The sequence below is a fragment of the [Muricauda] lutisoli (nom. illeg.) genome, assembly GCF_017313105.1.
Taxonomy (GTDB): Bacteria; Bacteroidota; Bacteroidia; order Flavobacteriales; family Flavobacteriaceae; genus Flagellimonas; species Flagellimonas lutisoli.
This window is the reverse complement of sequence record NZ_JAFLND010000001.1, coordinates 1,456,300-1,470,658: the sequence shown is the minus strand read 5'-3', so window position 1 is coordinate 1,470,658 and position 14,359 is coordinate 1,456,300. Positions and strand designations below refer to the sequence as shown.

General features: G+C 41.5%; 12 protein-coding genes. 8 read left to right on the top strand and 4 right to left on the bottom strand.

Features of this window, described 5'->3' with window-relative positions:
• Positions 1-88: 88 nt before the first annotated feature.
• From J0X13_RS06835 to J0X13_RS06825, 3 genes are all read right to left on the bottom strand, one after another.
• On the bottom strand, positions 89-1,417 hold the full coding sequence (locus tag J0X13_RS06835) for an MBL fold metallo-hydrolase (RefSeq protein ID WP_207070666.1): 1,329 nt from the start codon (positions 1,415-1,417) through the stop codon (positions 89-91).
• Positions 1,418-1,474: 57 nt separating this feature from the next.
• Positions 1,475-2,140 (bottom strand): peroxiredoxin, encoded by a 666-nt coding sequence (locus J0X13_RS06830; RefSeq protein ID WP_207070665.1) that lies wholly within the window; start codon positions 2,138-2,140, stop codon positions 1,475-1,477.
• A 136-nt stretch (positions 2,141-2,276) separates the two neighbouring features.
• On the bottom strand, positions 2,277-2,960 hold the full coding sequence (locus J0X13_RS06825) for an aspartate/glutamate racemase family protein (protein WP_207070664.1): 684 nt from the start codon (positions 2,958-2,960) through the stop codon (positions 2,277-2,279).
• Positions 2,961-3,274: 314 nt separating this feature from the next.
• On the opposite strand from J0X13_RS06825, the gene J0X13_RS06820 reads away from it, so the two are divergent.
• The 8 genes from J0X13_RS06820 (at position 3,275) to J0X13_RS06785 (ending at position 14,141) form a co-directional block, all read left to right on the top strand.
• Positions 3,275-4,915, top strand: coding sequence for a TldD/PmbA family protein (locus tag J0X13_RS06820; protein ID WP_207070663.1), 1,641 nt, complete (start codon positions 3,275-3,277; stop codon positions 4,913-4,915).
• A 26-nt stretch (positions 4,916-4,941) separates the two neighbouring features.
• Positions 4,942-6,258, top strand: a complete 1,317-nt coding sequence (locus J0X13_RS06815; RefSeq protein WP_207070662.1) for a TldD/PmbA family protein — start codon at positions 4,942-4,944, stop codon at positions 6,256-6,258.
• 89 nt (positions 6,259-6,347) lie between these two features.
• Positions 6,348-6,968 carry a DUF4159 domain-containing protein gene (locus tag J0X13_RS06810; protein ID WP_207070823.1) on the top strand — a complete coding sequence of 207 codons (621 nt, stop codon included), beginning with the start codon at positions 6,348-6,350 and terminating at the stop codon, positions 6,966-6,968.
• Between the two features lie 10 nt (positions 6,969-6,978).
• Positions 6,979-7,983, top strand: coding sequence for an AAA family ATPase (locus tag J0X13_RS06805; RefSeq protein ID WP_207070661.1), 1,005 nt, complete (start codon positions 6,979-6,981; stop codon positions 7,981-7,983).
• Positions 7,983-8,882 carry a DUF58 domain-containing protein gene (locus J0X13_RS06800; RefSeq protein WP_207070660.1) on the top strand — a complete coding sequence of 300 codons (900 nt, stop codon included), beginning with the start codon at positions 7,983-7,985 and terminating at the stop codon, positions 8,880-8,882. The genes J0X13_RS06805 and J0X13_RS06800 overlap by 1 nt, the downstream gene beginning before the upstream one ends.
• A complete protein-coding gene (locus J0X13_RS06795) occupies positions 8,883-10,163 on the top strand; it encodes a BatA domain-containing protein (RefSeq protein ID WP_207070659.1) in 1,281 nt (426 codons plus the stop codon).
• The gene (locus tag J0X13_RS06790; RefSeq protein WP_207070658.1) at positions 10,160-12,394 is read left to right on the top strand and encodes a tryptophan-rich sensory protein; all 2,235 of its coding nucleotides are present in this window, start codon (positions 10,160-10,162) and stop codon (positions 12,392-12,394) included. Before J0X13_RS06795 ends, J0X13_RS06790 begins: the two co-directional genes overlap by 4 nt.
• On the top strand, positions 12,387-14,141 hold the full coding sequence (locus J0X13_RS06785) for a hypothetical protein (RefSeq protein ID WP_207070657.1): 1,755 nt from the start codon (positions 12,387-12,389) through the stop codon (positions 14,139-14,141). The genes J0X13_RS06790 and J0X13_RS06785 overlap by 8 nt, the downstream gene beginning before the upstream one ends.
• Before the next feature lie 4 nt (positions 14,142-14,145).
• On the opposite strand, the gene J0X13_RS06780 is transcribed toward J0X13_RS06785, so the two are convergent.
• A complete protein-coding gene (locus J0X13_RS06780) occupies positions 14,146-14,334 on the bottom strand; it encodes a hypothetical protein (protein WP_207070656.1) in 189 nt (62 codons plus the stop codon).
• Positions 14,335-14,359: the final 25 nt, after the last annotated feature.

Here is a 14,359-nt window from a genome sequence, read left to right as displayed (position 1 = left end):
GTTAGCAAAAGTATTTGGTGCTCGGAGGCGAATCGAATATTTATCTTGCCAAAATAAAAAGCCCTTCTTTTAAAGAAGGGCATATGCTTTATATAAAATCATTGATGTTGTCTCCAAGATCATAGACCTGGACATTCTCACTTAAACTTTCAATGATACTGCTTCCGGCAGAACTTCGATACCCACCAGCGCAGTGAACTATAATGGGTTTGTTTTTGGGTATTTGTGTTGATGAAGCCCTAAGGTCGTTCAGGGGTATGGTCAATGCACTTTCAAAATACTTTCCTTCCTCGATTTCACTTTTATTGCGGATATCTACAATAGTATATTTGTCCGGGTTGTTTTTAAAATGTGTAAGATCTAGTTTATCACTTTGCACTAGTGCGTTTTCGTCCAACGTTAAAACTAATTTCACTTGTTTCTCATACCCGATTTTGGCAACCCTCTTCAATATACTTTCTGCATCGGAAGGTTTTTCAACAACCAAGCTAAATGGCTCTTCTGGATTTATAATGGCTCCCAGCCAAGTTTCAAATTTGGAGTTTTCAGAAACTGCCATAATATTGATACTTCCTGGTAGATGACCTTTTTTAAATTCGTTTTCATCCCTTACATCCACAATTAACCCATTAATGCTGGTATTTAGTTTTAAGGGGACTTGTGCTATGGATGTTCTTAGGTTTTCCGAACCTTTTCTATTGGTGTCCACGTCAAAACCAAAATAAGATGGGATAAAGGGCTGACTGTCCAAAAGGGTATTCACAAATTCTTCTTTCGATTGTGGTTTAAAGGCCCAATTACCCATTCTTTCGTTGCCCAAGGTGCTACTGTTGTCGGAACTCAAGTTTTTTCCACATAGGGAACCCGCTCCGTGTGCAGGATAGACCAAGGCCCCATCGGGCAGGTCTTTGAATTTATTTTGGATGCTATGGTACATCATTTCGGCCAGTTCTTGGCGTTTTGCAGTCATATTGCCTGCTTTTTCGCGTAAATCTGGTCGGCCAACGTCACCAATAAAAAGTGTGTCACCTGTAAAAAGTGCAGTTTTTCCATCTTTTTCCGCTACAACTGTAATACTGTCCGGTGAGTGCCCTGGAGTGTTCAGCGCAGATACTTTGATGTCGCCGACCATAATATGCTGGCCTTCATCAAAAGGTTCATATTCATAATCGGCCCCCAAATCTTTGCTATGATAAATAGAGGCTCCGGTTTCCTTGTGTATCTGTAAGTGGGAGCTTATAAAATCAGCATGTGGATGGGTTTCAATAACGGCTACTATTTTTGCTTCATGCTCTTGGGCAAAGGCATAGTATTGCATAGGATCCCTTTCTGGATCTATAACGGCCATTTCACCATTGTCCACAATGGCATAGGAATAGTGGGCCAATGGTTTATATTCAAACTGTTTTATTTCCATAAAATAGGGTTTAAAAGGGCACTGAAATAAGGTGCCCTGTATTCAACAATGTTTTTTTTAGATTTCCTTTTTGGCAAGGTACCAATCTACCTTTTCCAAAGAATCATCTGTAATTCTTTCGTTCAACTCGTCCAATGTCTTGGGAGGGGAAACTATGACTTTGTCTCCTTTTTTCCAATCCAATGGCATAGATACTTTATGCTTATCCGAAGTTTGCAATGCTTCCAAAGCCCTTAAAATTTCATCCATGTTTCTTCCAACATTTAAAGGGTAGTACATGATCAATCTGATTTTTTTAGAAGGATCTATAAAGAAAACTGCCCGAACTGCTGCAGTTTCACTTTCATTGGGTTGAAGCATTCCGTACAACTTAGACACCTTCATATCCAAATCGGCGATAATGGGAAAATCAAAGTATACGCCGGTATTTTCCCTTACGTTTTGAACCCATCCCAAGTGAGCGTGGATACTATCAATGCTCAAACCGATAAGTTCGGTGTTCAATGCTTCGAACTCATCCTTTCTTTGAGCGAACCCACTCATTTCTGTGGTGCAGACAGGAGTAAAATCTGCAGGGTGAGAGAACATAACAGTCCATTTATCCTTTGCAAACTCTGAGAATTTTATTTTTCCTTTGGTAGTTACAGCTTCAAAATCTGGAGCAGTATCCCCAATTCGGGGCATTTGATTTACTTTTTCGTTTTCTGAATAAGGCTTTTCCATAGTGTTATAAATTATATTTATTGATATTAAATTCTCGATAAAATTAACTTATAACTATAGATGTCGCAGTAACGTATGTTACATAATGGATACTTAACAGGAGTTTAACTGTTGGAAAACAATTTGCTTTAATATACTATTTATCAAAGATAAAATCAACCGCCATTTGGGCATGTAAATCAGTTGTTGCCAAGGTGGGGATATCAACATCACTTTGCTGTATCAATAACGGTAGCTCCGTGCATCCCAAGATTATTCCATCTGCACCTCTTGCTTTCAGCAATTCAATTTGTTTTAAATAAAATTGTTTGGCTCCTTCGGAGAATACGCCCTGTGTAAGCTCTTTGGAAACGTATTCGTGTGATTGTGGAATGTACTCCTTATCCGGAATAATGGTTTCTATACCATAATTATCCATTAAAACTTTAGGGATAAAGCTTCCGGTCATCGTGGGTCTATTGCCCAATAATCCAAGTTTTTTCAGCCCTAGACCTTGGGCTTCCTTTCCTGTTGCATCGGCAATATGTAGAATGGGGATATTTATTTTGGGCTGTACAAAATCATAAACCATATGAGGCGTATTCGCGCAGATTACTATTGCCTCCGCACCAGCAGTTTGGAGTTTTTTTGCAGTCTCTAAATATGTCGTGTTGATTTTCTCTTTGTTCTGTTCCCGCATCAATTCAATATTGATACTGTGTATGATCAATGGAGGATTGGCCCAATCACCAATTATTTTTGAGGCTATTTGATTAATGAGCCTGTAGTAAGCTATCGTGGAATGCCAAGAAGTTCCTCCGATCATTCCCAAAGTTTTCATGTTTTCTGTCATTATCTTCAAAAAATATCAGTGAAAGTGTAACAATTTACAGAAAAGTGATACATAAAAATATGACGTATTGCATTTTATTTAAAATAAGTGACGGATTTCAAGAGCGGCAAGGAATCTGAAAACAAATCATTGTTTCTCACTGGAAAATGTAACAGATTATAACCACTGATCTAGGATTTTAGGTTAAAATTAACATAAAGCTAAATACGCACTACTTAATTTTAAGACCCATGGATTTGATGAAACCAATTTTAGCAGATACCTACCCATTGTTAACTCAAAATAAATCAAATAACTAACATATGAAAAGAAGAGATTTTGTACAGTACGCCGGTATGGGTGCAGGGGCCATGATGATGCCCTCGCTTCTTATGGGAAACAACATTCCCACAGAAGCCTTGCTCGAACCGGGTATGGATACCGTACTCAAAAAGAAAATGGCCGATGTTGCCCTTAATACGGCAAAGTCCATGGGAGCCACCTATGCGGATGCTCGAATAGGAAGATATTTAAACCAATATGTTTTTACCAGGGAGGACAAGGTCCAAAATGTAGTAAATACCGAATCATTTGGAATAGGAATCAGGGTTATTGCCAATGGTACTTGGGGTTTTTCCTCAACCAATGATGTGACTGAGGATGGAATTAAAAAAGCTACACAACATGCCGTAGCCATTGCCAAGGCAAATTCCAAAATACAGAAAGAGCCCGTGGTGTTGGCACCAGTTGAGGCACATGGTGAGGTATCTTGGAAAACACCGATCCAAAAAGACTTTAAGGAAGTGCCTATCTCGGAAAAAGTCGATTTGCTTTTGAGCGCAAATTCCGCAGCCATGGAAAATGGTGCCAACTTTGTGAACTCGGCACTTTTCATGGTGAATGAGCAAAAGTATTTTGCATCTACAGATGGTTCTTATATAGATCAAGACGTACACCGCATTTGGCCAACCTTCAATGTTACGGCGATTGATCGCCAGGCAGGAAAATTTAAGAGTCGTCAGGCATTGAGTGCCCCAATGGGTATGGGATATGAGTATATGGATGGTTTGGAATCCGAAAAACTTTCAGGTCCAGAAGGTATTAAACTTTATAACAGAAGTTATGATATTGTGGAAGATGCTACCTTGGCAGCTAAGCAAGCCAGGCAAAAGTTAACCGCTAAATCGGTGGAAGCCGGTAAATACGATTTGGTTTTGGAACCCAACCACCTTGGATTAACGATTCATGAGTCTGTGGGCCACCCATTGGAATTGGATCGTGTACTAGGTTATGAGGCCAATTATGCAGGAACCAGTTTTGCGACCATGGATAAATGGGAGTCGAAAAACTTTAATTACGGTAGCGACATTGTAAACATTGTAGCCGATAAAACCCAAGTTGGATCTCTGGGCGCCGTAGGATATGATGATGAAGGCGTGAAGACCAAAAAATGGGATTTGATAAGAAACGGAACCTTGGTGAACTATCAGGCCATACGTGATCAAGTTCATATGATCGATCAAAACGAATCCCACGGATGCTGTTATGCCCAAAGTTGGGAAGATGTGCAGTTCCAGCGTATGCCCAATGTTTCATTGGAGCCAGGTAAGGAAAAGTATTCCTTGCAGGACATGATCAAGGATGTGGACAAAGGAATTTATATTCTAGGTCGAGGTTCTTATTCCATCGACCAACAGCGTTACAACTTCCAGTTCGGAGGAACCTTATTCTATGAAATCAAGGATGGTGAGATTGTTGGTATGCTCGATGATGTAGCATATCAGTCCAATACCCAAGAATTCTGGAATTCTTGTGTGAAAATCTGTGATAAGGATGATTATAGGTTGTTTGGTTCTTTCTTTGATGGAAAAGGACAACCTTCACAGGTAAGCGCCGTTTCGCACGGTAGCTCTACATCCAGATTTAATGGAATCAATGTAATCAATACAGGTAGAACCATTTAAGGTTTATTTAATCAAATAATAAGACAATGGCTATATATACAAGAGAAGAAGCAAAAAAGATTTTGGAAAAAGCATTGAGTTTTTCCAAGGCCGATGCCTGCGAAATAAACCTAAGCGGAAGTAATAGTGGAAACATCCGGTATGCTAGAAATACCGTGTCCACGGCAGGGTATAGATCAACTCAAAGTTTAGCGGTACAATCAAGCTTTGGTAAAAAAGTGGGTACTGCGACCATAGATGAGTTCGATGATGCATCATTGGAAAAAGTGGTGAGAAGAGCGGAAGAACTCGCTCAGTTGTCACCAGAGAACCCCGAGTTTATGCCACCCTTGGGACCACAAGAATATGACGAAGCTATCACGTTTAAGGAAGCTACGGCCAATGTAACACCCGAATACAGAGCAGAGGTGGCCAATAGTAGTATTGTTCCCGCAGCAGCAAAAGATGTGACCGCAGCTGGGTTCTTGGACGATTCGGCCCAATTTTCGGCGATGATCAACTCCAACGGACTGTTTGCATATAACCAATCCACCGATGTGGACTTTACTGTAACCATGCGTACCAATGATGGTACAGGTTCGGGCTGGGTAACAAGGGATTACAATGATATTTCCAAGTTTGATGCTGATGAGGCATCAAAAGTGGCTATCGACAAAGCTGTTATGTCGAGAGAGGCACGAGCAATTGAACCAGGAAAGTATACGGTGATTTTGGAACCTGCGGCATCGATTGGGCTTTTGAGAAACATGTTCCGATCTTTTGATGCAAGATCTGCCGATGAAGGTAGAAGTTTTATGTCCGCAAAAGAAGGTGGAACAAAAATCGGTCAAAAAATAGTGGACGAACGTGTTAATATTTGGTCCGATCCATTGCACCCGGATGTACCAACATCTACATGGAACGGGGCTGGACAACCACTCAAAAAAACCAGTTGGATAGAAAATGGAGTGGTCAAAAATTTGGCTTACAGCCGTTATTGGGCGGAACAAAAAGGTGTAGACCCTGTACCTTTCCCTAGCAATGGTATTATGGAAGGTGGAGATGAAAGCCTTGAGGATATGATAAAGGGAACCAAAAAAGGTATTTTGGTAACTCGCTTTTGGTATATCCGAAGCGTGGATCCACAAACCTTATTGTACACCGGTTTGACAAGGGATGGAACTTTTTATATTGAAAATGGAGAAATCAAGTTTCCAGTAAAAAACTTCAGGTTCAATGAGAGCCCGATCATTATGTTGAATAATTTGGAATCTCTTGGACAACAAGTACGTGTCAATGGTAACTTAATACCCTATATGAAGATTCGTGACTTTACTTTCACCAGTCTTTCGGACGCGGTATAAACATTGGAATTAAAACAAACTGGTGATCAGGTTATCCTTGATCGCCAGTTTTTATTTTGGCAACTTTTTAGCCTACGACCCAAATGGCATTGGATAACGAATTCTTTTTTACACGCTTACAGTATGAATCGGGAGATTGGGAGGTGGACCAGCGTATGCCTTCCAATTTGTTGAATTCTTTAGTTGAGTATACCACTCTCAAGGTGGATACCCAAGAAAAAATCATTACCCTCGCCAGCGACGATATTTTTAAAAGCCCCTTTTGTTATATTTCGGGCCATAAACTGGTCCAGTTCACCAAGAAGGAACGGGAAAACTTTGAAAAATATGTCCGCAATGGCGGTTTTGTGTTTGCCGATGACTGTAACCATGATATTGATGGCCTGTTCGCCAAATCCTTCGAACGCCAAATGGAAGAAATATTTGGGTCCGGAGCATTGAAAAAAATACCCAATGACCACGAAATCTATACCATTTTCTTTGAGTTTGATGATGGTCCGCCCACTACATCGCAAGAGCTTAACGGGTGGGGAGACGATTTGGTGCACGATTACCTCAAAGCCATTGTAATCGATGGAAGAATCGGTGTGCTATACAGCAACAAGGACTACGGCTGCGAATGGGATTACGACTTTAGAAACAAACGATGGTATAAAATTGACAATACCCGATTTGCGGTAAATATTGTTTTATACGCTTTAACCTCTTAACGATACTAATTTGGATAAAGAACTACAACAAATTGCAAATGAAGTAGAAGGGCTTTCCGAAAAACTGATTGCCCTTAAAAAGGAAATTGGCAAAGTAATTATAGGTCAAGACGAGACCGTTTCCCAATTGCTGATCACATTTTTAGCAGGAGGGCATGCTTTGCTCGAAGGTGTTCCAGGACTGGCCAAAACTTTGATGATTCGTACGCTCTCCAACGCTATAGATTTAAAATTCAAACGGATACAGTTTACACCCGACCTGATGCCTTCGGATATTATCGGAACTGAAATTTTGGAGGAGGACCATACAACGGGCAAAAAGTTCTTCAAGTTTAATAAAGGACCAATTTTCTCCAATATCATTTTGGCGGACGAAATCAACCGAACGCCCCCAAAAACACAAGCGGCCCTTTTGGAGGCCATGCAGGAGTTTGAAGTGACCTATGGAGACAAAACATACCAGTTGGACAGGCCATTCTTTATATTGGCCACACAAAACCCCATAGAACAATCAGGAACCTTTGTATTGCCGGAAGCGCAACAGGATAGATTCTTGTTGTACATCAAAATTGGATATCCAACGGATGAGGAGGAAACACAAATCTTAAAGGCTACCACCGGAACCAAAAAGGCGAAATTGAACAAAGTGTTGTCGGGAAAGGATATCATCAGATTACAACAATTGGTCCGGGAAGTTTCCATTAGTGATGGATTGATTCAATATGTGAGCGATGTGATACGGGCCACCCGGCCAGATACTACATCGGTGGATTATGTGAAACAATGGGTGGATTGGGGAGCTGGTCCCCGCGCTGGTCAGGCCATGATCTTGACAGCTAAGGCAAATGCACTCCTGGAAGGCCGATTGGCCGTTACCTTGGAAGACTTGCAAACCGTGGTTTTGCCCGTACTGCGGCACAGGGTGCTCGTGAACTTTAGGGCAGATGCCGAAGGAATCACTTCGGATACGGTCACAAAAGAAATATTGAAATCAGTTCAATTAAGGGATAAATAATGGCGGCCAGGGACTACCACGACCTTTTACAACCGGAAGTCATCAATACCGTATCGGGCCTTAGCTTGATTTCACGTATTGTGGTGGAAGGATATACATCTGGTCTGCATCGGAGCAAGAGCGTGGGGCCCGGTATGGAATTCAGTCAATACCGAGGTTATGAACCTGGGGACGACCTTAGGCTGCTCGATTGGAAAATGTTGGCACGCTCTGGGCGGTACTACATTAAACAATCCGAAGTGGAAAGTCATGTAACCGTTAAGTTTATTGTAGATGCCAGTGCATCCATGGAGCACGAAGAGAACGGGATTTCCAAATTGGAGTTTGCCCGCGTCATGGTAGCCTGTCTGTCCCATATGGCACAAAAACAAGGGGATTCCGTAGGTCTTTTTGCCCTAAATGAAGATGATTTTGTGAGCATTTACCCCAAAGCGGACCAAAAACACTTTAACCGTTTATTGCTCGAACTGTTAAAGATATCCACCAAAGGGAGATGGCCCGAACTTTCTATTGCCTCGCGCAGGATACACATTAGGGGAGAAAAGGAGCTGGTGTTTTTTTTGACCGATATGTATGAAGATGTTTCCGAACTGTCAGACTTTGTAAATAACTTGAAAACGGCAAATAATGAGGTAGTGGTACTTCAAATTATGGCGGGTTCAGAGATGGATTTTAATTATAAAAACTCGATCACTTTTGAAGATTTGGAAACAGGAGCGAAAGTAAAAGTGGACGTTAATAAGGCCAAGGCCGCCTACTTGAGGACCTTGGAAGAAAAAATAAAACAGACCAAAGAGCGGTTGCTGTCCCAAGGTGTTCACTATCATCTGTTTAGAATGGACAGTGATTTGGGCGATGCTTTGCAGCTCTTTTTAAAGGAACGAATACGATTGGTGTAAATGGTTTTTGCGAATCCTTCATATCTCTGGGCACTTTTGGGACTTTTGGTTCCCTTGGCCATCCATTTCTGGAGCAAGAAGGAGGCTAGGACCGTAAAAATTGGAAGTATCCAATTATTGGACGAATCCAATTCACGGCAATCCAGCAGCATTCAGTTGAATGAATGGTTGTTGCTGTTGCTTCGAATGTTGATCGTTGCACTTATTGTTCTGCTGATGGCGGGTCCTCAATGGCGCATCAACGGTAATCAAAAACAGATCACATATTTGGTTGAGGCATCCATTGCCAACGAGCCATCCATAGGCAGTATTTTGGATAGTTTACACGAGGATTCCCCGGTTTTTTTGTTGAAAAAAGGTTTTCCTGAATGGGAAACGGATATTGATTATAGTGGGGATCAAGAGCAACCCAACTATTGGCAACTGGTGCAAAAAATCGATTCGTTGCGTTCCGATAGCATTGTGGTGTTCACCAAGGCAATGGTAAAAGGTATTCGGGGCATGCGGCCCAATACCCAAAAGAAAATTCATTGGGTGGTCATGGAATCCGAAGAAACCCAGGATGTACCCTTGCTGGCTTTAAATGGTGAGTCTGGAGTTGAATTGATCACATCTTCGAGCAATAGTGTTGCAACCGGGATCCATAGGGAATTGTTGGTCGATGGCTTTGAAATTTTTGATAGCGGGGATAGTCTTCGTTTACTTTCCAGTGCTGCAAAAACAGTTCCATTGATAAGTTTGGATACGCTTCATATAAATATGTATGTTGAAGAAAATTTTGAACGGGAAGAAAATTATATCAAAGCATCTTTTAGGGCCCTATCAGCATTTTTAAAGCGGGAGATCATTATTCACAAAGAGGAGGATATATTGCCCAATAATGAAACAACTTTGAATATCTGGTTGGGTAATGAAGCAAACGACCATCCAGAGGGCAAATGGTTGATTTATTGGCCAAATCCTATGGCCAAACAGTTGATTGAATTGACAAATGCAAAAAATATATATCACCTCACTTCAAGATTAAATCCTAAAAACACGGTAGAAAAGCACCTGCCGGAACAGTTATTGGATATTTTGGATTTGAACAAGGAATTAAAGGCATTGGTACGGGAAGTTGATGTAAGGCAATTGGATGAAACTGAGATCAACCCCAATTATGTGGAACCTAAAAAGAAACGGGAAAGGGCGACCATGATCGATATTTCCCTGTGGGTATTTTGTTTACTTGCAGGGTTGATGATTCTGGAACGGTTGATAGCGAATTATAAAAAACAATGATCGGAGCAGGGGATATAAAACAATTTCAACGCCGATGGCGGCAATCCATGTATGTGGAAGCGACATTCTATGCTGTTGGGTTTGGTGGTTTTGTGTACCTGTTGACCCATAATCTGTTCTATGGAATTATAGGGATTGCAATCGCTGCGGTAATTGCTGTTTTTGTTTTAAAACCATGGAACATAAGTTCGGAAAACGCCGTAGCTTATATTGATGCCCATTTGCCCCAGGCCGGATATAGTAGCGGTCTTTTGTTATCTCCGGACCATGAACTCTCCAATCTGTCCAGGCTGCAGCAATATCGCATAGCAGAGCAATTACAGCCTGTTTTGTCCAAACTAATACCTCCCCATAATTTGCTCCGGGCGGCCCTTGTAATGTTCGGATTGATTTTACTGGGACTTGCAGCAGGTTTTATATTGGCCAAGGTGGAAAATCCCTTAAACGCGACACCATCCAATAAGGAACAAATCACTTTTGCTCCAAAAGACAGCCTGTCCGCCACCCTTGAAATTCCTGAATTAACAGGTACGAGCATAACCGTTCAGTATCCAAGTTATACTAAAAAGGGGGCATTGAACACAACGGACCCCAACATTAAAGCGGTACAAGGCTCCAGAATTGTTTGGAACCTGAAATTCGAAGGAAAAGTAACGGAAGTGGAAATGGACCTGATGGGAGAGCGCATCAGTTTTACAAAAAACCAGACCGGGTATCGATTGAGCAAGACTTTGGAGGCCTCTGGATTTTATAGTTTTACTTTTAAAGATGCTGATGGCAACGACTATGTTAGCGATCTATATTCCTTGGAAATGGTGACCGATGAACCACCCATGGTTCAAATTATGGGATTGGACAATTATAGCTATTTCGAATTCGATGACGACAAACGCTTGAAGTTGAACACCAATATTTCAGATGATTTTGGGATTGCCGACGCCTACATTGTTGCAACGGTAAGTAGGGGATCAGGCGAGTCTGTAAAGTTTAGGGAGGAGACCGTACCATTTGATAATGCTGTTCCCAAAGGGGAAAAGTTACTTCGGCTTAAAAAACAATTGGATCTTGATGCCCTTAAAATGGAACCGGGGGACGAACTCTATTTTTATGTGGAGGCACTTGATCAAAAAACACCATCACCGAACATTGCTCGCAGCGAAACATATTTTGCTGTAATCCGTGATACCCTTACCGATGCATTTGCAGTGGAGGGAAATTTGGGCGTTGACTTGATGCCCGACTATTTTAGGAGCCAGCGTCAATTGATTATAGATACCGAAAAATTGATTGCCGATCGGCCCAATATTTCCGAAAAGGATTTCAAGTTTAGGAGCAATGAACTAGGTTTTGACCAAAAACAGCTGCGCTTAAAGTACGGACAGTTTATGGGAGATGAGACCGAAATGCAAGCGGCCCCTGGGCAGGTTTCATCTACTGAAGAGGGAGAAGCTGAGGAACACTCTGGAGAAGAGGGGGAGGAAGATCTTCTGGATGGATACAGTCATAAACACGATAACGAGAACGAACATAATTTAGTTGAAGAACACGACCATGAAAATGAGGATCAAGTAGAAGAGGAAGACCCACTCCATGATTATCTGCACAATCATTCGGACCCGGAGGAGTCGACCTTGTTCGAGAAATCCTTAAAAGCAAAACTTAGGGATGCCTTGAACATTATGTGGGATGCCGAACTATACCTGAGACTGTATGAACCCGAAAAATCGTTGCCACATCAATATGATGCGCTCAAAATAATCCAGGATATTAAAAATAGTGCTAGAATCTATGTACACCGTATTGGTTTTGACCCCCCTCCCATTAAAGAGGAGAACAGGTTGAGCGGCGATATTGAAGATATCACCAATTTTGATAAACAGGAAGAATATGTGTACCAAATGTCTTTTGCTGCAACCAGGGAAGCTATTTCACGCTTAGAGGTTTTGATAAAAAACGAAGCATCATTTTCGGATACCGATGGCGCTCTTTTTGTTGATGCAGGAAACGAATTGGCAGAAAAGGCCATCTCAGAACCGGTAAAATATTTGAAAGTATTGCAAGGGTTGCGTGACTTGGGAAAAGCCGTCAACAGAACCGAAGAAAATTACCGGATGGTTCAGAAAAATCTTTTGTCCGTGTTGCCTCAAGTGGATGACAATCCTATGAAAAAAGCAAGATACCAAGACGAAATCAATCTATTGTATTTAAAAGAATTGGATGTATATGAGTGATGGTGCGGTTTTCTTGAATCAGAATTTCTTATGGCCCGCAGTGTTGATCGGACTGTTACTTTTCGTGGTTTTTGTTTGGAAAGAATGGTCGCAGCGAAGGGAACAAAGGTTTTGGATAAAGTTGGTGGCCGCATTTTTGGCCATTATCTCACTTGTTATGATTGTATTGAAGCCAAGTAACCGGCAAGAATCCTCAAGTGGTAAAGGAATCGTTCTGACCCATGGTTATCGACCCGCCCAACTGGACAGTTTAACAGCCATATACAAAAGGATCCCGACGGAGGAGTACACCAAAGGAAGAACTTTATCGATTTTGGAAGATACGGACTCACTGTTTCTTCTCGGTCATGGGCTGGTTCCATTTGATTTGTGGCAAATACAGGATAAATCCGTTGCTTTTTTGGGTGGCGAAAATGTGGAAGGATGGACGGCTATCAGTCCGAATAAGAGTGAAGCAATTTTAGGGGAGTCACTGGAAATAAATGCAAAATACTCCAATCCTGAAGCGGGGCATTGGGCCGTTTTGACCGACAATGGCGGCAATCCTTTGGACTCGGTCCCTTTTGAGGAAATAGGGGAGCAGGTGGTCACATTCAGGACCACCCCCATAGCAAGCGGAGAGTTTGTATACCATCTTTTGGTGAAGAACGAGAAGGGGCTGCTCTCGGATGAGCCCCTTCCCATTAAAGTGGTGGAAGGTGAGCCCTTAAAAGTATTGATGGTCAATACCTTCCCAACTTTTGAGACCAAATATCTCAAGAATTTCTTGACCGATCGGGGTCATGAAGTCTTGGCACGTACGCAACTTACCAAAGACAAGTACAAGTTCGAGTACTTCAACGGATCATCGGACCCTATTTATGGTTTTACCTCCGAAAATTTAAAGGAGTATGATCTATTGATTATCGATACGGATTCTTACACTGGTCTTGGAAGAGCATCAAAAGCAGCTATGGAAGAGATCGTCGAATCAAATGGACTGGGTGTTTTTATCCAACCCGATGAAAGCTTGTTCAGACGTGGAGACAGTAGTTACCCATTTAAATTCAATCGGGATTTTATAACGGAGATCATGTTTGGGGAACCGGAACAGACCTTACAAAAATATCCATTTGCATTTCAAGAAGAAATTCGAAAACAGAAAGTTCTGGCAGATTCCGTTGCTCTGGCTGCCTATGTACCGGTACAAACGGGTAAGGTGGGCACTACATTGCTCCAAAACACCTATCAACTGATTTTGGATGGGAACGAACCGCTTTATGCTCATATCTGGACTCAAATTTTAAACAGTATAGCGAAGGAACGACAAAGTGTAGCGGAATGGTCAAGTGTTACCCAATATCCAAGACCAGACCAGCCTTTTGAATTTGAGTTGTATACTGCTTTAAACGATTTGACCTTGAAAACCGATGAGGGGACTACTATTACGTTGCTTCAGGATGATTTGATGGCCCATAAATGGACAGGAACGCAATATCCTCGAAAAACAGGGTGGAACCAACTCCAGGTTTCCCATGATTCTATTGCGCCATTTTCATATTTCGTCTATGGACAGAATCAATTGCAGTCTATTGCTGATTCACGGACTTTAAAAGCCAATTATCGGACGTTTGGTAAGACCAACAGTTTTGCCGCCTCCGTTTCTGCAACAAAAAAGGAATTGAAGCCTATATCACCATGGTGGTTTTATATCGTGCTTCTTTTGTGTTTGGGCTGGTTTTGGTTGGAGCCAAAATTGGTTAATTAGTTTTTTATTGATTGTCTTTTTCTTCCCTTTTCTTTTTGCTCATTCCAACAATAAATAACAATCCACCAACAGCTACCAGAACATTTCCCAAAGATTCAACATTTCCTTCGAAGGTTGCTGAGAAAACAACTCCTATAGAAATTACCACAATTCCCATATAAATGTATTTCCTGTACTCTTCTCTTTTTTTCATTTTGATTGTAGGTTTTTATAGATTA

Bases quoted from the DNA above. Each gene is read 5' to 3' on its own strand.
- J0X13_RS06835 (WP_207070666.1), bottom strand. From the start codon at position 1,417: ATGGAAATAAAACAGTTTGAATATAAACCATTGGCCCACTATTCCTAT.
- J0X13_RS06830 (WP_207070665.1), bottom strand. From the start codon at position 2,140: ATGGAAAAGCCTTATTCAGAAAACGAAAAAGTAAATCAAATGCCCCGA.
- J0X13_RS06825 (WP_207070664.1), bottom strand. From the start codon at position 2,960: ATGAAAACTTTGGGAATGATCGGAGGAACTTCTTGGCATTCCACGATA.
- J0X13_RS06820 (WP_207070663.1), top strand. From the start codon at position 3,275: ATGAAAAGAAGAGATTTTGTACAGTACGCCGGTATGGGTGCAGGGGCC.
- J0X13_RS06815 (WP_207070662.1), top strand. From the start codon at position 4,942: ATGGCTATATATACAAGAGAAGAAGCAAAAAAGATTTTGGAAAAAGCA.
- J0X13_RS06800 (WP_207070660.1), top strand. From the start codon at position 7,983: ATGGCGGCCAGGGACTACCACGACCTTTTACAACCGGAAGTCATCAAT.
- J0X13_RS06795 (WP_207070659.1), top strand. From the start codon at position 8,883: ATGGTTTTTGCGAATCCTTCATATCTCTGGGCACTTTTGGGACTTTTG.
- J0X13_RS06790 (WP_207070658.1), top strand. From the start codon at position 10,160: ATGATCGGAGCAGGGGATATAAAACAATTTCAACGCCGATGGCGGCAA.
- J0X13_RS06785 (WP_207070657.1), top strand. From the start codon at position 12,387: ATGAGTGATGGTGCGGTTTTCTTGAATCAGAATTTCTTATGGCCCGCA.
- J0X13_RS06780 (WP_207070656.1), bottom strand. From the start codon at position 14,334: ATGAAAAAAAGAGAAGAGTACAGGAAATACATTTATATGGGAATTGTG.